Origin of the sequence: Sphingobacterium puteale (assembly GCF_003627955.1) — a bacterium.
Classification (GTDB): domain Bacteria; phylum Bacteroidota; class Bacteroidia; order Sphingobacteriales; family Sphingobacteriaceae; genus Sphingobacterium; species Sphingobacterium puteale.
In genome coordinates this window covers 44,116-66,135 of sequence record NZ_RBWS01000011.1, presented here as the reverse complement: position 1 = coordinate 66,135, position 22,020 = coordinate 44,116, and the positions used below count along the sequence as shown (strand labels likewise).

The window sequence follows — 22,020 nt, the reverse complement described above, 5'->3', positions numbered from 1 at the left end:
ATTTACCGTATGCATTATGCTAACTCAAAAAAGTTCGGTCCCCTCCATGTAACCACCTATTGTAGAGGGAACCTCACTTTCACTCAAATCACTTTTATGTTTACTTGCAACCCATCACTGGCCTATCACTTGCCTATAAATTTTGCCAGTTCCTCTTTACTCGCAAATGTGCGGATCCATTCGACGGAATAACCAGCGGTAGCGGTTTCGGCCGGAATATCAGCTATTTTAAACTGGAATGTCTGCCCTGCACTAAATACGATTGGCGAGTTCACTACAGGCGGATTGGTTCCCTGTCCCAGCATCGAAATATCCCAGAATAGGACATTATCTGCAACAAAGTCCTTTGATTCTTTCTTTGAACCGTTGCCAAAAGACCCACCGGAGACATCAAACGTATATACAGCGCCCACCGGCAGTGCCTTCATCTTGATGGCAACTATCGGATAGTTTCCGGTATGGAGTGATATCGGCAAATTTGTCAATTTAAGATCCGCCCTTCTCTTATCAGTCCCTGCCTGCGAGTATGTCACATTGAGTGCATCAGCAGAAGCCGTATAAGTGGCTGATTGCTGTGGTACCCAACCTTCATTATCCGTATTGAATTCAAAGGCAAGTTTGCCCACCGGGATAGGCTTATCAACCACATTTCCATAAAATTCAATTTCGGCGATATTTCCGTTTCCCTCCGCCGTATAGTAATAAATATACCTGAAAATCTGCTCATTATCTATATTCGCTTCTGTATAGACACCTGCGGGAGGTGTTGCTGTTATCTTGTGCAGTACAACATAATCGGACAAAGATGGATCATTCGCTCCCCTAATCTCTCCGTTGAGCATCCGGGAGGCATGTGTCGAACGGGGAGCGTATCGTACAGATTTTACCATTGCCCCTTTTCCTGCCCCCATATCGTATCCCATATAACCTATTTTATTTGCTCCATCTACATAAGTAGCGATATCTCCGTCTACAGCAGCCTGGACGGTCGTCGCGGGATTGTTGTTCCATGAGCCAGCATGTCCAAACAATGTACCCGTCAATTTCTCCATACCTACCATGACATAAGAGCCGACAAGACGTTGTCCATCAATCATCAGGACGATACTCGCAGAAGGACCATCCGCAACTTTAAATTTAATTTGGTTGGGTGCAACCGATACCACTGTTCCCTCGATATTTCCGATATACGCCTTTACCTTTTGTATATCCGTACCAAAATTTTCTCCTGTCACCGTGATTTCATCCCCCACCTGTGCTTTATCCGTACTGGCGCTGATAAATTTTGCGGAAGGCATATACACAAAATCCTCCTTGGTCAGATCAGACTTTCCATAAATTTCCACTTTCAATTTACCTGTAACTCCTTTCTCGGGCGCCAGGACCACAATTTTATTGTCTTCTACGATTTTCACCGAATCAGCCCTTACCTCGCCAAAATACACCTTTACAGCCTTTAGCGTCGTCCCAAAATCTTTACCCGTAATGGTAACCGCACTACCCACGTAGCCCTGCTTGGGCGAAAAGTCCTCTACTACCGGAGCCGGGTAATTAAACTCCCGAAAATCAGGCCCTTTTTCGCAGGAACTGAGGAAGGATATCAAAAGCACGAGGGCTCCCAGAAAAGTATGACGAACTGCATATTTTGTTTTCATTCTTCTTAATTTTTATTGGTTAGAAATTATAGCGAAAACTATTAGTCTAATGTATACATCAAGGTTCCAAATCCCAATTGATCATACCCGCCACTATTTGGACCATAGTCACCACCACCGCCTTCAGGATAGGTCTGTGACATCCCCATTTGCGTATAGGTAGCGCTCTGTTTTTTAATCTTTGTATAGTGGTAATACGGCCCTGTCCACATCGGTCTTTCTGTCCCGCGGGCATTGTCGCTGATCTGTGTATGCACTTCCGTTTGGGCGCAATTGGCTGCCCATTTGCGTGTATATTCATGAAAGGGCACGGTAAGTTTTGCGACATTATATTTTGCCGTATACTCACAGGCCTTCAAGAAACGGTTATTATCAAGTCCATAAAAATCATCACCCTGGTTCCAAGCCATCTGGGCAATATGTCCCATCAGCGCAATACAGAGTGTTGCGTGCCCCTGATCCCGACCGCTTTCCTGAATCTGCGCCAGCCCCGCATTATCACCATCAAACACATAATTAATTACCTTAAACCAGTTACCGTTGCCATTGCCCCGCTGCAGGTAGTCCACAGCAAAATTGTAAATCGAACGATTGTCGGTCAAAATACCAATTGCCATTACGGACGCCAGGTTGGCCAGGTCCCAATTTGCCCAATAATGTGAATCACAGGTGCCCCAATGCGTATTGAGGAAAGCCATATTCAGACTATAAAACACATCTTTCATCCACTTTTTATAAGCCGTGAAGTCCTCCTGCTTCCAGCCGCTATAATCCCGCAATAGTTCTCCGGCCACAGCAAACTGAAAGCCATAGATTCCACCGGCTAAAGCCGTATTGGAATCCCCACTTATCCGTTTACAGGTCGTTGCCCAGGCATTCAAAATCGCTACGGCCGATTTTGCATAACTTTCGTCACCGCTTATTTTCCAACGCAATGCCAATTGGTAAGCCGCGGCGACATCATTGAATGCCCGCCCGTAATTGTCGGGTTCCGGTTCTTCTCTGCTGCCCCCACCCCGGATCAATTTTTCAACCGGGCTGGCAATATAACCCGCCTGCGCATGACTGTTAGCAATGAGCTTGTTCCAACCGGCTAAGATGGTTATATCCTGTGCTGCGAGTTTTGTCTTGATACGCTGAAAATCCTCAGGCGTATGTAAGGCTCCCACATGCTTTAGTGCCACAGATGGTGCCAAGGTATCAATCAGCTTGACAACCGCCTCCGTACTTTTGGGCGTATCACGTACGATTTCTGGGAGATCATATGCACAGGCGGCCATCGTTGCAGTTATGCCTGTCAACAGACCGATATAAATTTTTTGTCCTAAATTCTTCATGATGTTAATTTTGCTATTAATACCCTGGATTTTGTAATAGTTGCTTATTTAAGTTGATCTGCGACTGTGGTATTGGATAGAGATAATGCCTGGCAGCAACAGTATGGTTTTGGCTGCTGGAAATCACAACACAGCGCAGTTTACCTTCAGGAGTCTCGACGTCTTCCTCCCCCCAGATATAACTACTCGGCTTATATAAACCTGTTGCTGCACCATTGGCATCTTTAAAAGGCGTTGTATAATCATTGCCATTTCCGACCACTTTGCCCAGCCTCGAGGTATTCAGCGATTCCACCAGTAGGCCCCAACGCTTGAGGTCGTCAAAACGTTTTCCTTCGCGGTAGAGTTCTACAGCTCTTTCCCGACGTATTTCGTTCAACATATTCAAATTGTTGCCCGTCACAAGCGCGTTGCTTAGGTTTGCCACCCCTGCCCGCTGTCTCAGCTTATTGATCGACGCATCCAGTTGCGCATCGGTGATGCTACCATTCAATTCATACAATGCTTCGGCATAGGTCAGATAGACTTCTGCCAATCGGATAATAGACCAGTTAGCCGATTCTGTATTATCCTTTCGGCGGGTACCGTACCCATACACAGCATATTTACTGTTTCCATAACCACTGAATCCCAGGCTACCGTAATCCAGCGTCACCGAACCCGGCGCTGTACCGGCACCATAGAGATAGCTTATTAAACGTCTATCACGACTTTGAAACTCCGAATTAGCCGTATGATACCCTTGAAAGAGCGGTGATTTTTCGGGAGGCAGACCATCAGTACAGACAGCCATGTCAACAAATTTGCGGCTCGGATACAACTGTCCTACTGTCCAGGTAATATTGATACGTGATTGCTTTAAGGTATAGTCGTAAACATTGTAAAGGATAAATTCCTTATTGGTACTTTTATCATAACCACCAGGATTTGATTCTGCATCCTCCAAGTTGAATAAGTACCACAAACTGGCATTTGCCAGCTTTGCATCACTATTTTTATTCCACAGCTCATACCCACCATTGGTCATAATGTCCTCACATTGGGCTACGGCATCGGCGAGATATCGTTTGCTATTTCCGGCGTCATAACCTGCCGTCCCAGCACCTTCGGATGTACCGTTACCATCGGTTTTCTGTCCCACATATTTTTCCCAGGTAGCCTCATAAAGGGCTACCTGTGCTTTTAAGGCCTTGGCTGCCCATTTGCTGATACGGCCCTTATCGGCACTTGCGATATTCTGCTCAATCGGTAATTTTGCTATCGCAGCATCCAGGTCGTTGAGCACCTGAGCAACAATTTCATAACGACTATTTCGTGGGGCAAATAACTCCGGTGAGTTCACGTCAAGCACCTTTAAGATCAATGGCACACCGCCAAACTGCTTCAATAATCCAAAATATTGATAAGCACGGAAGAAATGCGCCTCACCGACAAACTGGTCGATATTTTCTGTACCAGTATATTCAGCTGCCTTACCAAGCAAAATATTGCAGCTACGTATCCCCGAATAATCCCAGTTTATACTTGTCGCATTTAGGGAACCATGTCCTTCTCCATACCCGTTGCTATTTGAGTTGGCAGAAAGGTCAGAGCTATTGTCCATGTTGGCAAAACTCCAGCCCTGCAGCCTGCCATAAAAGCTGGTTGTATAGGACTTAAAATCGCTTGCTTTGTTAAAATAAACGTTATCCATAAATTCGGCAGGAGGTGTCAGGTCAATAAAATCATTCTGACAGGAAAATAAACCCAAGCACAAACCTGCGCATAGGATATAATTAAATCTCTTTTTCATCATTTTAAATTTTAACGATTAGAATCCTATGTTAATACCAAAAGACCATGTACGGGCGAATGGATAGCCGGCATTGTCACCATCGGTCGCATTCTCTCCCGTTTCAGGGTCAAAACCATCCTTAATGGCAGTAGCCTCCCAAAGATCATTCCCCGAAAAATAGACCCGAACCTTCTGTAACTTGACCCGATCGATAAGCGATTTAGGCAGTGAATAGCCAACAACCAACGATTTCAAACGTATGTAGCGGCTATTCTGCAGCATAAAATCATTATTCGCATAGTTCCATGCCGCCCGATCCACATTGCTGGTCAAACGGGGAAACTCCGCATTCGGATTCTCTTCGGTCCAAGTGTGGCCCAGAAAGGAAGGATTCTGATTGGTATATAATGCCCTAAAAGGATAGGCCATATACCCCGTACGCATAATATTCTGTTTTAAATGCCCCTGAAAAAAAGCATTTAGATCAAAGCCTTTCCAAGAGCCACCTAAGTTGATCCCATAGGTGTAATGCGGCATGGCATCACCCATATACACCAAAGAGCTTTGTGTATTTCCTCCAGCTGTGATATTTCCGGTACCTGCAACATCGACCCTTTTTGTATCACCTGGGCGCAGTGTTTTTTGGGGATTTGTCTTTTCCAGACCTTTCAATGCCTCACTATTCCCATAAGCTGCATAATACGCATCTACATCAGCCTGATCTTTAAAATATCCATCCGTCTTAAACAAAAACCATGATCTGAAAGGATAGCCGTTGACAACATTATTTCGCCCTGCGTTATAGGTATCCGCATTTTCCACTTGATCTACCTTGGTATTGGCATTTCCCATATTGACCGCTACATTGTAACCGAAATCTCCCTTTTGATCTTTCCAGCCAATAGAAAGTTCCCAACCACGCGTATAGAATTTCCCACTGTTTGTCTGCGGCGCCGTTCCCCCTAATACAGAGGGGTAAACAACCTGTGTGAGCATACCGATGTTTCTTTTTTCATAGGCATCAAAAGTGGCGCTCAATCTATTTCTCAAGAACTTGAGATCTAGCCCGGCATTGGCCTGTATAACAGTTTCCCAGGTCCGGTCATAGCTGATCAAACCATTGTTGGATAAACCAGAATTTGTCTGGAGGGAAGCCGGTAATCCCAAAACAGATGTACCAATATTGACCAGTGACAAATAGTCGAAATCCCTTAGGTTGTCTGCTGCATTTCCCGTGGAGGCATAGCTGCCCCGCAACTTACCAAAACTGACAATATCTTTCAGTGGAGCCATAAAGGACTCTTCACTAAATACCCAACCGGCCTGTACGGAGCCAAAACCTTTAAACTTATGTCCTTTGGCAAAGCGTGAATTGCCATCGTAACGTCCCACAAGCTCCAGCAGGTATTTCTCAGCGTAGTTGTAAGTGAATCTACTGATATAGGAATACCGACCGTTCAGGCTTTTTCCACCACTGTTTGTCATTCCTTCTGTTTTACCAAGTCCGATGTCATATATTCCTAGATCATCATAACCAAGCCTTGTTGCATTAATCGTTTGTGAATTGAATTTTTCGGCATTGATACCGACCATTGCCGAGATATTATGTTTTCCGGCAAGTGTTTTATTGTAGCGCAATAAGGCTTCATAATATTGACTAAGCCCATTAAATGTACCTGCAGAATACGTATTATTCGTACCATCGGTGTTATAGGCATTGGCGACATAATCCCCATACCAGTTGTAAAGCTTTACGGGAACGACATAAGACTCACCCGTATAGCGTTCATTCTGCAAGGATGCAGCAGCCTCCAGAGAAATGCCGTTCCAGATGTCATAAGTAGCACGCAAATCTACCCGGCTAGTGAGCGATTTTTTGTCAAAGCGGCCCGCGTCGGAGGTGGTGGCAGCGGCATTTCTGTTTGAACCCGCATCGATTCCATTGAATGGAGCCAACCACTGCCCCATTGGGTTTTTAGCTGGGTAAAACGGCATATCAAAAGAATACAAGATATTTCCCAGCCCTCTCGAAGGCATGCTCGTATTCGCGTTAATGGCGCTGATATTCGATTCCAGCTTTAATTTATCGGTTAAATTATAGGTATAATTGAAACGCGCATTCCACTGTTTTTGACCATCATAAGCAGTAGCAAGGTTTGCCTGATTATCTGCATAAGCAAATGATAACCGATAACTGGACTTATCATTTCCGCTTCCCAAACTGAGGTTATGCTGATAGGAATAACGTGTTGAAAACATTTCCTGGATCCGATTTGCATTGAAGATATAAAAATCAGTGTTATACAGATCGTATTTACCCTCGATCCCCTGGGCCATTTTCCTGACGTTGTCTTCGCCCCATACCCACCAGTTTGGCACAGTTTCCTCTTTGTTGGCTTCCAGCCACATCGTTGCATATTCCTGCATCGAGGGGGAATATCCAACCAGACCATTGGTATTGAAGCGAAAGTTGCCGTTGTAGTCGACTTTTAATTTTCCTTTTCCTTTTTTTGTCGTCACCAACAAAACACCATTTGCTGCACGGGAACCATAGATGGCTGCTGCGCCGTCCTTCAAGACAGAGATGTTTTCAATATCGTCCGAATTTAAATTTAGAAAGGAATAATCGTTCAATGCCGGCACGCCATCAATGACGATCAGCGGTTTAGAACCGTTGATGGATGAGGCTCCACGAATGGAAAGGTTGAGCCCTTCGTTACCTGGCCTAGGTGATGTCCGTGTAACGGTAAGCCCCGGCGTCTGTCCCTGCAGTGCCAGAGCAACATTGGTAACCGCTCGGTCTTCAAATGTTTTACTACTGACGGTTTCGACGGCCCCCGTTAAGGTGGCTCGTTTTTGTGTACCATAGCCGACAACAACCACTTCTTCCAACGTTCCTTCCGTTGATTTTAGTGCCACGCTCATGCTACCTTGCGCCTTTTGTGATTGTACCTCATAACCAATTAGGCGAAACTCTATATTTTCACCCGAGTTGGCCTGCAGTACAAACTGCCCCTTGCTATCCGAGCTCCCCTTTGCCTGATTGTTGATGCGGATTGATACCCCTGATAAGGGCAACCCTGTTTTGGAATCCTTTACAAGTCCTCGCACCTGGATCTGCTGCGCAAACAAGGGGTTGACCTGTACCATGAAAACACTACAGGCAATGCCCGCCACCAAGGACTGAATACTTGATCTACTTTTCATATTTACATGTTTATAATTGTTTATTTCACATTTATAAAAAATCGCAAATAAATCTTTTCAGATTTTTTAAACGTCAAAACAACATTTTTAGATCCGAGTAAAAAAACCTGAAACGATATTCATTTCAGTCTGAAAGATTGTATAGCAATTAACTATTTAAGGTTTATAAATACAGGCCCTTTCCTACCTGCGATACAAACATAAAAAATAAATTTAACCGATTTAGTATTTTAAAAAATATTTTTCACAAAAAAATTATAAATAATTAATATACAATGATTTAAATTTACAAATAAACATTAAACAGTTTAGTTATTGTGTGATAATTCAGCATATTTTGTTTTAAAACAATGTTTAATTCCACATAGAAATGATTAAATTCCAAGAATAAGAGCGAATAAAGCTTATAAACGAAGGGATAACACCGGGATAACTAAATCGATTAATTTAAACAAAAAAAAGCTTCAATGTCCTTAAATTGAAGCTCCTTCCAATCCTATTCATTAGAGGTTTTGGGATATTAATATTTTATACTGATTATTCTTTAGCATTTGGAGCGAGGTGTCCGCTTTAGGGATGGCAAAAATTCCGATCAGTGCACAACGATCTGACAGTCGTATTCGTTCGGGACAAATCAGAGGGATAATAGGTTATCGACATTTTTGTATGTACGAAAATTGCGGAGCCTTTTTTTAAGGGCTCCGCAATTTGTCCATGTAATCGATTACTTTACCTCAAATTCATATATTCCTGCCGAAAAGTCTTTGCCCATCTGAAATTTTAACCGGACTTTTTGTGCAGAAACGGTTTCAAAAGTAACCGTATTGGTCTTGTCTTGTTCAAGCGTGTATGCTGTTGTATTTTTTACTTCGGCCCAATTGCCATTTAGATCGAGATATTCTATACGCCAACTATCTGGAATTCTGCTCCCGCCCCAAGGTCGGTCATCCCACCAATAGACACTTGCCTGGGAAATCTGCACTGGTTTTTCAAACTCATAATCTATCCATTCCTGCGTGCCTTTCGCTGGCCATAATGCATAAAAGGAGACATCTCGGTCCGAAGAACTCTTAGGCCAATAGCCATCGTTCACTTTCGCCAATGAAGCATTTACACCCTTGGAAGAGGTTACTTTTGCACGCGACGAATTTGTCATAGCAGGCAATGGTTTTGTATATTCCACCGTTCTGGGAATCCAGACTTCCATCTCACCAGCACCACGGTTGGCCCAGGCATAGTAGGGAATTGCCGTCAGCTTTTTGTCCTTTTCTACTATATTATTCTGCCCGTCCCGAGCGGTACTTTTACCTTCCATTGCCAGGCTAACAATACCATTAAGTTTATCGGGCTGATAGCTGCTCTTAACCAGCACATCATCGGTAAGCACGGCATTCGAGACTTTACCATCGTTGTCTGCCCATTCCAAGCAGTATACAATTGGCCCCCGTTCCAACGCCACCTTTCCTTTATCATCTTTCACCTGATCATGCGCAATCGTACGTTTTACGTCCATTGGGAATACGATGTCGATGCGATCACCTTTTTTCCATTGACGGTTTAACGTGGCATAACCGTTTGCCCTGACGGTATATTCAATCGGCTTACCGTTTATCTGGATCTCCACTTCTTTTCTTTCGGGCTTAACATAGGTATAGAGGTCACTCGGAACCGGACGTTCCAAAGCCCAGCCCGGTATCCTTACCAAAACGTCAAATGCCGCAGTTTTTTCCGGAGTAACACTGATTGTCGTATTGCCTTCCCAGGGATAATTCGATTTCTGTGAAAGGTGGACCTTATTCTTGGGCAGGTCGATTGTCGTTTCACTTTCCACAAAAAGATTGACATAGATTTCATTGTCCTTGTGCGCATAGGTATATCCTGGTATTGAAGGTATAAAACGACATACATTACTCGGACAACATGCACAGCCGAACCACTCGGCACGTGTATGCTGCCCCTCAGATGCCAAGGGGTTTGGATAGAAGAAACGGTCCCCTGAGAGCCCCACACCTGAGAGTACACCATTGTACAAGGTACGTTCGATTACATCATAATATTTCGAATCACCATGCATCAAGAATTGGCGATGGTTCCAATACACATTGCCAATTGCCGCACAGGTCTCACAATAAGCGGACATATTCGGTAGTTCATAGTTATCACCGAATGCCTCTCCATGTCCCCGTGCACCGATTCCGCCGGTAACATAGTACTTTTTATCAACCACGTTGTTCCATATCTTATCAATTGCATTTAGGTAGGCCTTATTGCCGGTAAGTGCTGCGACATCGGCCATACCCGAATACATATAAACTGCGCGTACGGCATGCCCCACAGCTTCGTCTTGTTCGATGACCGGTTTATGGCTCTGCGCATATTCACCCCGAACACCCTTTCCTTTCAGGTCAAGAAAATATTTCGCCAGATCAAGATATTTCTTTTTTCCGGTCACACGATACATCTTTGCCAAGCCCATTTCTACGATCTGATGCCCGGGTTCATATTTCAATCCCCCCAGCAAAAAGTCCTTTACCAGGAGATCGGCATTCTTAATGGCTATTTCCAATAATGTACGCTTTCCAGTGGCCAAATAATGCGCTACGGCAGCCTCATATAAATGTCCTGAATTGTATAGCTCGTGGCTCAGATCAGGATCTTTCTCCCAGCGATTCTCTCCAGTCCATGGATGTAGCTTTCCAGGCTCGGCAGCTGTACGCGCGGTATACAGGTAACCGTCAGATTCCTGCGCCTTTCCTATAAAATAGATCAGTGAATCCATCTGCTTTTCCAGTTCCCCACTCGGATTGGTCTGTATCGAATAGGCCATTCCTTCTATTATCTTATAAATATCTGTATCGTCAAAGGTATATTCTGTATTGAAATATCCCTTCATCAGGCCGCCAGCTTTCTTGAAGTTATCGACCCTTCCGGTGGAGTAACACTGCTGGAGTGCGATGGGGATCGTCACCTGCTGGTTGATCTTAAGTCTAGGTGCCCAAAATTTATCGGTAAACTTTACATCCACAAAAGAAACAGGTTCGATTGGGTAATCGTATTGTTTAGCCTCTTTAGTCTGCGCCTGACCTTCGGCAAAAAATGCAGTCGCCAATAGCGAAATCAGTACTGCATAGCATGTTAGTCTTTTCATCTTAACGTTCATTTTCCGTTTCACCTTTATTACTAATATCCAGGATTTTGAGCCAAGTTTGAATTGGTGTTCAAAGCCGGCCGTGGAATTGGGAACAAGTTGCGCGTTGCATTCTTGGTTGCCTTATGTGAGAGCCACGATTTCGTGCTGAAAACGCCAAAACGGATCAGGTCTGTGCGCCGGTGTGCTTCCTGGTCGAATTCCCAGCCCAATTCATCCAAAAATCGGCCATATTTGATATCGGCCCCGCCCTCCTTGGTACTTCCATCACTGTCACGCTGACCGTAATCATAGGTGCTGCCCCCCTGTAGCTGGCTTCCCGTAACAATTGCTTTGGCAGGCTGATCGGGAAAAGCCCGCTGCCTTACTGTCGTTACAATCTGCGCAGCTTCATCGGGCTTACCGGACCGCAAGAGTGCCTCCGCTTTCATCATCAAAACCTCGGCATACCGGACGATCGGATAATCATTACTGAGTTGTACCGCCGCCCCTTGCTTAATTTCGAATTTACCCAAACGGAAACCGTGGATGGTTTCGGAGGCATCAATCGAAGGAACCTCGTTGATCAGGTGCAAAGGTTTGTCCTTGTATGCCCCGAGCCCTACGACGAGTGCTTGTCCAGAAGAAGAATATTGCTGTCCCTGAATCCAGTTACGTTGATTCCGAATGTCATCTTGATCAAAAGAACGAATAAACTGAGGTGTCGCACACATACCGCCCCATGGTGCCGAAAGCAAGTTGTAGGTCGCCTGACTTTCCGAAGGAAGTGACTGCATATGAAGGTCAAATGCATTCCAGTTATTGGTATAATTTTCATCCAACGGCAGGGCAAATACGATCTCCTTCGAATTCTGGTTCTCGGTAACGAATACGTTCTTTTGGTTATTTTCCAGCATATAGCCTGCACCTGAGTTGATAATTGCATCGCAGGTGGCAATTACTTTCTGCCACTGTGCCGTACCGCTATACACCTCGGCATTCAGGTACATACGCGCCAACAACGCATTTGCTGCCCATTTATTCAATTTACCATACGTACTTTTGTCATTCTTTTCGCTGAGCAAACTGCTATTGGATTCGATTTCATTGACAACAAAATCATACACCTCCTTACGGGAATTTTGTTTCGGAAGAAAGCCTTCGGGAAGGTCAAACTGCGTTACAATTGGGACATTGCCAAAGGCGTCGCATAAAATCGCATAATAAGCTGCCCGGAGGACTTTCAGTTCTGCAATGACAGCCTCCTTATTTTCCGCTACGGGAATCATACCGGATTCGATTTGGTAAATGATTCGGTTACAGTTTGTAATTCCGGCAAACGTTCTGTTCCAAGTTTGCACCACTATGCCTTCATCAGCAGTCCAAGTATGTTGATGGATACGTTTATATACTCCGCCATCGACCCATCCATTCGGTCTTGCCGGAATGACTTCCTGATCACCGCTGAGTTCCTGGGCCCGCCATAAGCCATCCCAATCGAGTAGCAAAAAGCGCCAGTTGGAATATGCTGTTCCCAAAAGTGAGGCCAGGTCATCTTGTGTCGGCTGGAATTTATTGGAGATAATAGTTGTATAGGAATCATCTTTTAATTTTGTACAGCTGCTGACCGAAAGAAAAGCACAGCCGACAAATAAGATCTTTGCTAAATTATTTCTTTTCATAATTGACATCTTTAAAGAATTAAAAACTAACGTTAACACCAAAAGTAAAAGTGCGTGTTGTTGGGTATTTATCCCGGTCATCATTACCCGGCGACAATCCCAAGCGATTTACTTCAGGATCGATGCCCTTGTATCCTGTGATGACAAAAGTATTCAGCGAACTTGCATAGATACGGGCATTATTCAGCCACTTGCTTTTCATATTTCGGAAAGTATAGCCCAACGTGATGTTGTCTATCTTCCAATGGTCTCCGTCTTCAATGTAATAACTATTGAACTCAAGCGGAGCCGTTAATTTTGCTTTGCCAAATACCAAATCCTCTGACGATGCCAAGCGGTTATAATTCTGCAAACTAGGATTTTCAAGATACATACGCTGGAAATTAAGAATTTGATAGTCAAATGCACCGCGCATGGTGACGGAGAGGTCAATATTTTTATAGCGGAAATTGTTGTTCCAGCCTGCATAGTATTTTGGGAGGCCATTTCCGAGTACTTTTTTATCCTCAAAGGTGTGCCCGAAATCGTTGTATGCTACACGTGCACCATCGGCACCTTCATAGATCCATTTTCCATTATCGTCGATATCCACGGCCTTAAATCCGTAGAAATCACCGATCTGCTGACCGATATAGACAATATTTGTAAAGGTCTGTATCGGTTCGCCCGTACCGCCAGTTGTAAAGTAATCATTTGTCGTTTGGTACAGTTCATTGGACAGGCTCTTCAGCTTATTGGTATTTGTCGAAAACAGTAAGCTGGTATTCCATTCAAAATTGGGCTTACGCACGGGCGCTATATTGAGCAGCACCTCTATACCGTTGTTGCGCATGGTTCCCACATTAGCCCTTGTTGTCGTAACCAAGTTTGGGGGGCTCGGCACTTGATAATCATATAACAAGCCTTTAATATCCCGGATATAATAGTCAATATTACCACTTACAAGTCCTTTTAACAAGCTGAAATCTAGTCCAAAATTACTTTCCCGTTTTTCTTCCCATCGAATATTGGGGTTAGGGTTAGAAGTTGGACCAAGCGATTGTACCCAATGTCCATTGGAATAAATATATCCACCGTAACCCAATTGAGCCTGTCCCAAAAAGAGGTTAGATGGCGGATTTCCCGTTACCCCATATCCGGCGCGCAATTTTAAGTCATCAAAGACTGTCTGATCTTCCATAAAGGATTCGTTGGAGATCCGCCAACCTCCAGAAATCGCCGAGAATGTACCCCATGGACTTTTTGCACCGACGAGCTGGCTTGCCCCTTCATGGCGGACACTTGCCAGTAACAGGTAGCGATCGTCGTAGCTATAGGTCAGCCGGCCGAAAAAGCTGATCAGGTTGGTCTCAAATTTATCGCTGCCGATGGCACCCTTACCATCTTTTATTGCATTGCCTAGCCCGATATTATTGTAACCAAATACATCGGTCGGAAAATCCCAGTTTTGGATAAAGCTGCTCGAATTTTCATTTTCCTGGTAACCATAACCAGCCAAAATACTACCGCGATGCTTTCCGATGGTCTTGGTATACTCCGCTGTAAGTTCCATCAGACGATCAATGATCAGTCTATTCCCGAGCGCAGCATAACCATTCCGACTATCTCTTAAGTTGGAAATATGGTTTTTGGTCTCGGAATAGCCTGCCGTGATATTATTTCTTGAGTATGAAAAGAGCGAACTTAATTTCAGATCAGCGATCGGATTGTAGGTGATCGTACCAGCCATCCTAGAATTTACGCTACGGGTCTGACCGTCGCTCTCATAAAGACGAGCGAGGGGATTTTCATAGTTAAAATTACTAGGCTGTTCAAACCATTTCCCCTTCTCATTGTATACGGGCGATGTCGGATTAAATATCAGTGCCTGCCTATAGGTATATCCATTAAAAGTTCCCCCATCTTGTGTCTGCGTAAAGCTATTGGTCTGATTGAGCAGGCTTAGATTGAATTTAAGCTTATTGTCCAGCATCGTATGGTTAACATCTATTCTTCCGCTGAATGTTTCATTATCGGAACGTTTCAGAATTCCTTCCAAATACCTGTAATTCGCTGATGCCAGATAATTTGTTTTACTGCTTCCGCCACGAAATGTCAAATTATGGATATGTGTCAGTGGGGTCTGTGAAATTTCTTTTAGCCAGTCGGTATCCGAGCCCAGATCCCAGGAAGCATCCCTTATCCCCTCGCTGATCTGCTGGCGATAGTCGCTGGCTGTCAGCAGCTGCGGTTTGCGCAATATGGATTGTGTACTTACGGACCCCGCATAGTCAATGACATTTGTTTCCTGGCCTTTTGCCCTTTTTGTTGTAATGATAATGACGCCATTGGTACCCCGTACGCCATAGATCGCCGCAGCCGAGCCGTCTTTGAGCACATCGATGGATTCAATATCTTCGGGGGCTACGGTATTTAATGTTCCTGGGATTCCATCAATAATCACTAATGGGTCGCTATTTGCACCAAACAATGTTGTATTTCCGCGTAGTAGGATCTGGCTTCCACCCGTCGGGTTTCCACTTGTTGTCCCTACGCTTAATCCGGCCACTTTACCCTGCAACAACTGGCCGGCATCCTGAACAGGAGCTTTTACAAAATTTTCGGATGTCACCGTCGCAACCGAACTCGTTAAATCTCCTTTTCGCTGTTGGCCATACCCGATAACGACCACTTCGGAGAGCTGTTCGTTGTTAGGAATTAATTTGATCACAAGATTGGATCTTCCTCCGACGCCTACTTTTTGCGTATCATAGCCGATAAAACTAAATGTCAATGTGTCTGCAGCAGCAGATGGAATGGTAAACTCCCCATCATTGCTCGTGACAGCACCCTTGGCTGTGGTCTTCGAATAGATCGTAACCCCAGACAAAGGCTTGCCATTTTGGCCTTCTACCCTACCTTTCAATGCCACTTGCTCCTGCGCATACCCTGGGCAAGGTAACAGTGCCGTGGATAAAACGATCAATCCGCACCAATTGATCCGTTTCTTCGTTAAATTAATTGATCTCATAAAAAGTTTATTTATAAGGTGTAGCTACCAAAGCTTCATTTTAAATGTCAAAACAACACTTATTAGCTTAAAAAAAATTGTCTTTCGCTCAAACTGAATATAAACATCGTGGCTGCTTTAGTTTACACCATTGGTTATGTAAATCGAAAATAAGAATAAATTAAATGTAAAACAAACATTTAATTTATTCTAGGAGTCAGCGCCAATTTCACTGTTCTTATTCCGCACTCCCTAGTAATCTGCTTGTCTGCTCAGCCCGTCGAGGTAATCGTTCTTGTTGATGTTCGCTCCTGTAGTATCCCACAAAAAGATATCAATACTTATCATTCAGCTGTAAAACTGATGCTAATCTTCTCCAGGTACTCATCCATGAAGGCCCATTCGTAGGTAATTGCTTTCTAACATCGATGGATGTAAAATCACAGTTAGATAAGTATTGTTTTTGATTGCAGACGACCTGCGTAAAGATATGGGTATATATGGACATTCTTTGGCAAATACGCCCAACTTAAAAGCCTAGCAACAAAGAGCGTATGGTTCATTTTATAGGATTACAAAGGGTATTCATGCAATAGGAATACCCTTTGTTATTAATACCCTTTGTTATTAAAACCAAGCCTTTTGTTACTTCTCTGGGCCTTTAGGTCGCCAGCTTCGGAGTAGCCTACTTGCCGCAAAGCTTACGATGATGCCCAGCGTAGCTTCGGCTCGGTCTGCAACTCCTTATGGCAATTTATTTCTGGCTGATCGCACGACTTACCTCTATTGGTAAATCAGATTCTAAAACAGAAGCTCCGTCTTCGAATACAGCGCTATAGCTCTCGTAACGTTGCTCTTTTTCTGCTAGTTTATCGTAGCTAGGCGCAGTTGATATCATGCACATCACCCCTTTGTTGTTAAAAAAACGGTACATTTCCTGATTTGCTGGCACAATTTCAGAACCGATATAAACAATCATCCGGTCGTAGGGTAGCCCCGAGGATTCAAATTTAGCTAAAGCTGCCCGGTCTTTAATATGCATGGACAAATACTGATCTTTATTTTGATCAAGGTAATATTTCGCCTGTTCGACATTATGCACCGTCACCCAGACCCAGGCATACGCACTATTTTGGCGTATGATTTCAGCAGTCTTAGCCAATGGCAAGTCTTTCTTATCCAGATTGAGTATGGTCTTACCTTTGGCCCAATCGATCACTTCCTGAAGTGTATTGATTCCATACGGGGTCACCTTGCCCGTCTTGTCCCGCAACCTCAATTTCTGAAGTTCAGCCCAAGTATAATCAGCAACTTTGCCAACTCCGTTTGTTGTCCGCTCCAACGTTGCATCATGCATCAGTATGGCAACACTGTCCTTTGTGTAACGCGGATCTATTTCGAAAATAGCAGGCGTTTTTTTCAGCACTGCTTCAAATGCCGGGATCGAATTTTCAGGCAGTCCATTTTCGATCGTACCACGATGGCCGCTTATTATCTTTTTACCAGGTGAATAGCGAAAATATGCACGCATCGCTTTACAGGTTTTAAAGTCAAGCGTATGAAGCTCCTGCGCCTGCAGTTCCCCCAATGCCATCGTACTCGCTAACAAACTGATAAAAAAACCTATTTTTCTCATCACTAACTTATTTTTAACGGTTAAAAATTTGTGTATATATCGCTTCACACTGAGAGACCTGCTCTATGGGATGAATACGTTGTGCTCCTTAATAGACAATTGATCCATTCAGAAAAAAAGTTCAGGCATTCAATTTTAATAAATTAAAACCAGCCACTTTATCTAAAGTAAATAGTGTCAAAGCAGAATTCTCCTGGACAATTCGTCGATAGTTAGCCAGCGGCATCCCGAGCTGATACGCTAAAAACAGCCGATTGATTCCATTATGACCAACGATCAAAACAGTTTTACCATCGTAGCGCTGTAGGATATCATCATAAAAACTTTTGACACGATCGATCACCTGGCGTCCGGTCTCTCCTACTCTTCCTGCTGCATAATCCTCTGGTGACTGCAACCAATTTTCCCAAGCCTGAGGATCCTCGGCAATAAAATCAGGCGAACACTTTCCTTCCCATTGTCCAAAATCAATTTCGATCAATCTATTGTCCACCTGTAATTCATGTACAGCACCCGATGCAATCTCAGCAGTCTGGCGGGCGCGGATCAGCGGAGAACAGAAGACCCCTTCAAAATTATGTCCTTCCAGAAGCTGCTGCATACGCTTGGCCTGATCCACTCCTTTACCAGTCAACGCGATATCCGTACGTCCACAATACCGATTTCCATTGGCATTATACGCCGTTTCGCCGTGTCTTAAAAGTATAATCGTTACCATCTTAAATATAGCCTAATTGTTTGAGTTTATATTTGAACTGTTGATATTGTCCTTCATAGGAATCTGCTAATTCCATATCGGGAAACACCTGCATTTCTTTATGGGTCATTTTTGAAGCAGCTTCTTCCAAAGAACTATAATAGCTATATGATGCGGCCATAATTGCCGCCCCCAGTGCACCGGTTGCCTCCTTACATTTGAAAATCGGCACTTTCAGCACGGCGCTCCTGATCCTCAACCAGACCTTGCTATTACTTCCACCTCCGGCGGTAAATACGGCATTGACTTTTTCACCAGACAGTTCCTCAATAATCTCATAGGCTAACCGCTCAATAAAAGCCACCCCTTCTAAATTGGCTGCAAACACGAGTTCCCGGGAGACAGATTCGGGTTCAAAACCACGAGCCTGAGGTGCCATAATGGGATAGCGCTCCCCCTTATGTTTGAGCGGCCAGGCTAACAGCCCTGTAGGAATCAATACTGGTACCTGTTCGGTCAATTCCTGAAAATCAGCCTGAAAATCCAGGCTAATCCAGTCCGCCCCTGTATTGCTCGCCCCGCCGGGCATCCAGTGCCCCTCAGGATGGCGATGGCTATATAACCTACCCAAGGGATCAATGACTTGTGACTTGGTCACCCCTTTGATGACTAAAGTAGTCCCAATCGTCGTGTTCCACTCTCCGGGATTTACGGCTCCCGACGCCATCTGAGTCGCACAGCCATCCGTCATACCGACAACCACATCAATACGCGGTAGCTGCCAAGCCATTGCCAGGTCCGCACTCAATTTACCAATGATTGTACCGGACGGGACAACCTGTTGTAACCATTCAGGCTTCATACCCAATACATCAACAATATAAGAAGGCCATTCCAAGGCATTCAGGTCATATCCGCTCTTGAGCGCATTGGTATAGTCAGTCATGTGATAATTCCCCGACAGCTTACCTACGATATAATCCGAGGCATGGATCCATAAAGCGATATTTTTTACTTTATCTGGATAATGCTCTACATACCACAGCATTTTGCTCATTCCACTCGAGGAATTGAATCCGGTATACCCATGTTGTACATGGTCTTTTGCCGCTTGCATACAACGCTCCCCTTGCTTTACAGACCGGCCATCGCTATACATGATCGCATCGTGAAGCGGAAGGTTATTTCGATCAAGAGGTATAACCGTTCCCGAAGTCGACGTTACAGAAATTGCCCGAATGGCCTCTCTATCGATCGTCTGTGACAATCCCGCCAGAATTTTGGTAATAATAGCGGCACAGTCTCGCCACCATATAGCAGGGGACTGCTCTTCTCTAAACCGCTCATCGAGATCGAATTTCACCGATTCTGATCCCACTATATTTCCGAGCTGATCGACCAACACGGCACGTGCACCCTGTGTGCCAACATCCAATCCAAAGAAATAGGTATCCATCTATGAGGTCACTTGCTTAAATGTTCTGCGTGCATTTTTCCACTCCAAATACAATTGCTCAAATTGTTCGTGATTTTGGGGTTCGACTTCGTCCAACAGCACAGGTTCAAAATTTTCCAAACCAAGTGCTTCGTTACAGACAAGGACTCCGCCCAAAACCGATGCTTGCCGAAAGGTATCCCTGATCTTGATGCTTTTGCCAAATAAATTAGCGATAAATTGTCGTAATTTTCGGCTTTCCATACCACCACCACAGGCCCAGATATAGCTTTCATTGTGCGGCGATACAGCACACAAAAACTTGTAATTCTCGTAAATGCTACATGCTATATCCCAAAGGATAGCGAAAACAAAACTACCTCTGGTCAATTGATGAGAGACCGGGGCATTAAAAATAAATCCCCCTTTGGTAAGTGGTTTGTCCTCGTCTGCGATAAGCGACCCCAGTGAAGCCACACACTGCGAATAGGTCACTTTTTCCAGTTCTTTTTCGATGATATCATAGCCTTCGTTTGGATAGAAGATCTCCTTCAGACGTTGGTAATTGAGCCCCGTCACACCAGCATTGGCTTCTAGGATAAACTCATCGGCTTCAACATGGCGACTGGTCCAAGTACGCCGATCCGAATCCAAAACATAATCCTCAACAATCTTGATAATAGGTGTTGTTGTACCCGAAACGATCACAACGTCGTTAGCTGATGGCGCAATACTTTTGATGGCCAGTTGCGTATCGCCGCCACCAACAATCACCTTAGCCCCAGCATTGATCCCCATTTTTACGGCGAGATCGGGTAGAATATACCCCAAAATGGAACCCGCCTCTTTCAACGGCGGAACAATGGCGGTAGGCAAATTAAACTGCGCAAATAACTCCTGGCTCCAATTTTTTCTGGCAACATCATACAATAAAGTTTCGGAAGCTTGCGAATGCTCATAACCGCAGATTCCTGAAAATTTATATTGGACCCAGTCGCTAATACTCATAAAGCAAGCGATATCATTAAAGATATCGGGATATACCTCGCGAAGACCGACCAATTTGAATGCCGAAAAAAGAGAAGTTGGGTATCTGCCGGTTATTTGATACACCTGAGCTTTAGCTGCCAGTTCGTTCTCCCATGCCCTTCCCCGATGATCTATATTCGGCATCCCCAAAACCGAGTTTCCGTCTTTGTCCATAATGACGATACCCTCGCGCTGACTGGTTGCCGTGATCGCTTCAATCTGTACCGAACCGGCTTCTGCTATCGCTTCAGCAGACAGACGACAAATTTCGTCCCAGAGTTTATTGGGATCAAAGTAAATAGATTCTTCGTAACGATTGTCAGATTCATACTGTACATTTTCCCGTTTTATGCTCAATAACTCACCCGCAGGGGATGCTACGCCGACACGCGCATTCCCCGTACCGATATCTACAATCAAATATGCTTTTTTTATCACCTTTTATACATTTAAGTTTTCAAGTACAGCTTTATTTACCAATTGACGAATCGTCTTATTTCCATTCACAAAATACTCCTTCAAGTTATTGTTCATAATAAATGCATGATGGTCCTCTACTTCGTGCGTGGCGCCGGCAATATGCGGTGTGGCGATGACATTCTTGTGGAGGATCATTTTATAGTCAATCTCATCTGGAGGTTCATGATAAAATACATCGAGCACAGCACCACGGATCTGTCCTGCCTCCAAAAGCATAAGTAAGTCTTCACGATTGACCACCGTAGCCCGGGCTGTATTAACAAAAATAGCCTCTTTTTTCAATAAAGAAAGATATTTTGCATCAATCATACCTACGGTCTCCGGAGTTACGGGCAGGTGTATCCCTACAACATCGCAAGAAGTAAAAAGTTCGGTTAATTCCACCTTCTTATACGCGGTATTCTCGTCCGTATAGTAGGGATCGAAGTAATAAATTTCACTAGGAAAGCTGCTCAACATGCGTGCGATATGCTGGCCCACTGCACCAAAACCAACCATTCCTACCTTCTTTCCAGCAAGTTCATTTCCTTTAAATTGCAGATAGGAAGTATGTGCACCCACGCCCCAATTTTTATTTTCCAGCCAGTCAACAGCTGGGAGCGTATTACGCATCAGCGTAATCACATTGGCGATAAACATTTCAGCGACAGCCTGCGCATTGCGGGCCGGCGTATTAAAAACAGGAATCCCCAGCTTGGTGGCTACAGGTAAATCAATATTGGACGGTGTGCCGCGGCAAATACCGACAAACTTTAACGAAGGATTCGCATGAAGCACCTCCGCAGTAATTTCGTCATGTTCAGCGATCAAGGCCTCCGCTCCCGTGTCCCGCAAAAGATCAATGAGCTCCGCTGGGTTATAGGCTCTGCCATGTGGTTTCCATGGCCGATAAATAACTTCGCCAACCAAACCCACCAATTCTCCGAATGCCTTCTCATTCTCATAGGGAGCCGTCAATAATACTTTCATAGT

The 22,020-nt window shown here is 44.4% G+C and carries 12 protein-coding genes; all 12 read right to left on the bottom strand.

What is annotated here, in order from left to right:
* Window positions 1–125: 125 nt before the first annotated feature.
* The 12 genes from D7322_RS15290 to D7322_RS15235 all read right to left on the bottom strand — a co-directional run bounded on the left by D7322_RS15290 (window position 126) and on the right by D7322_RS15235 (window position 22,017).
* Window positions 126–1,655 carry an IPT/TIG domain-containing protein gene (locus tag D7322_RS15290; protein WP_121125163.1) on the bottom strand — a complete coding sequence of 510 codons (1,530 nt, stop codon included), beginning with the start codon at window positions 1,653–1,655 and terminating at the stop codon, window positions 126–128.
* Window positions 1,656–1,696: 41 nt separating this feature from the next.
* On the bottom strand, window positions 1,697–2,992 hold the full coding sequence (locus D7322_RS15285) for an alginate lyase family protein (protein WP_220700088.1): 1,296 nt from the start codon (window positions 2,990–2,992) through the stop codon (window positions 1,697–1,699).
* Window positions 2,993–3,008: 16 nt separating this feature from the next.
* Window positions 3,009–4,787 (bottom strand): RagB/SusD family nutrient uptake outer membrane protein, encoded by a 1,779-nt coding sequence (locus tag D7322_RS15280; RefSeq protein ID WP_220700087.1) that lies wholly within the window; start codon window positions 4,785–4,787, stop codon window positions 3,009–3,011.
* A gap of 15 nt (window positions 4,788–4,802) precedes the next feature.
* Entirely contained in the window at window positions 4,803–7,973 is a 3,171-nt protein-coding gene (locus tag D7322_RS15275) for a SusC/RagA family TonB-linked outer membrane protein (RefSeq protein WP_121125162.1), read from the bottom strand.
* Between the two features lie 724 nt (window positions 7,974–8,697).
* A complete protein-coding gene (locus D7322_RS15270; RefSeq protein ID WP_121125161.1) occupies window positions 8,698–11,121 on the bottom strand; it encodes a glycoside hydrolase family 127 protein in 2,424 nt (807 codons plus the stop codon).
* Window positions 11,122–11,153: 32 nt separating this feature from the next.
* On the bottom strand, window positions 11,154–12,782 hold the full coding sequence (locus tag D7322_RS15265) for a RagB/SusD family nutrient uptake outer membrane protein (RefSeq protein ID WP_121125160.1): 1,629 nt from the start codon (window positions 12,780–12,782) through the stop codon (window positions 11,154–11,156).
* A gap of 19 nt (window positions 12,783–12,801) precedes the next feature.
* Entirely contained in the window at window positions 12,802–15,792 is a 2,991-nt protein-coding gene (locus D7322_RS15260) for a SusC/RagA family TonB-linked outer membrane protein (protein WP_121125159.1), read from the bottom strand.
* Between the two features lie 733 nt (window positions 15,793–16,525).
* Window positions 16,526–17,407, bottom strand: coding sequence for a glycerophosphodiester phosphodiesterase family protein (locus D7322_RS15255; RefSeq protein ID WP_121125158.1), 882 nt, complete (start codon window positions 17,405–17,407; stop codon window positions 16,526–16,528).
* Window positions 17,408–17,528: 121 nt separating this feature from the next.
* Complete coding sequence (locus tag D7322_RS15250) at window positions 17,529–18,125, bottom strand: histidine phosphatase family protein (RefSeq protein WP_121125157.1); 597 nt, start codon at window positions 18,123–18,125, stop codon at window positions 17,529–17,531.
* 1 nt (window position 18,126) lies between these two features.
* Window positions 18,127–19,560 (bottom strand): FGGY-family carbohydrate kinase, encoded by a 1,434-nt coding sequence (locus D7322_RS15245; protein ID WP_121125156.1) that lies wholly within the window; start codon window positions 19,558–19,560, stop codon window positions 18,127–18,129.
* Window positions 19,561–21,006, bottom strand: a complete 1,446-nt coding sequence (locus D7322_RS15240) for an FGGY-family carbohydrate kinase (RefSeq protein WP_121125155.1) — start codon at window positions 21,004–21,006, stop codon at window positions 19,561–19,563.
* Window positions 21,007–21,009: 3 nt separating this feature from the next.
* Window positions 21,010–22,017 (bottom strand): NAD(P)-dependent oxidoreductase, encoded by a 1,008-nt coding sequence (locus tag D7322_RS15235; RefSeq protein WP_121125154.1) that lies wholly within the window; start codon window positions 22,015–22,017, stop codon window positions 21,010–21,012.
* Window positions 22,018–22,020: the final 3 nt, after the last annotated feature.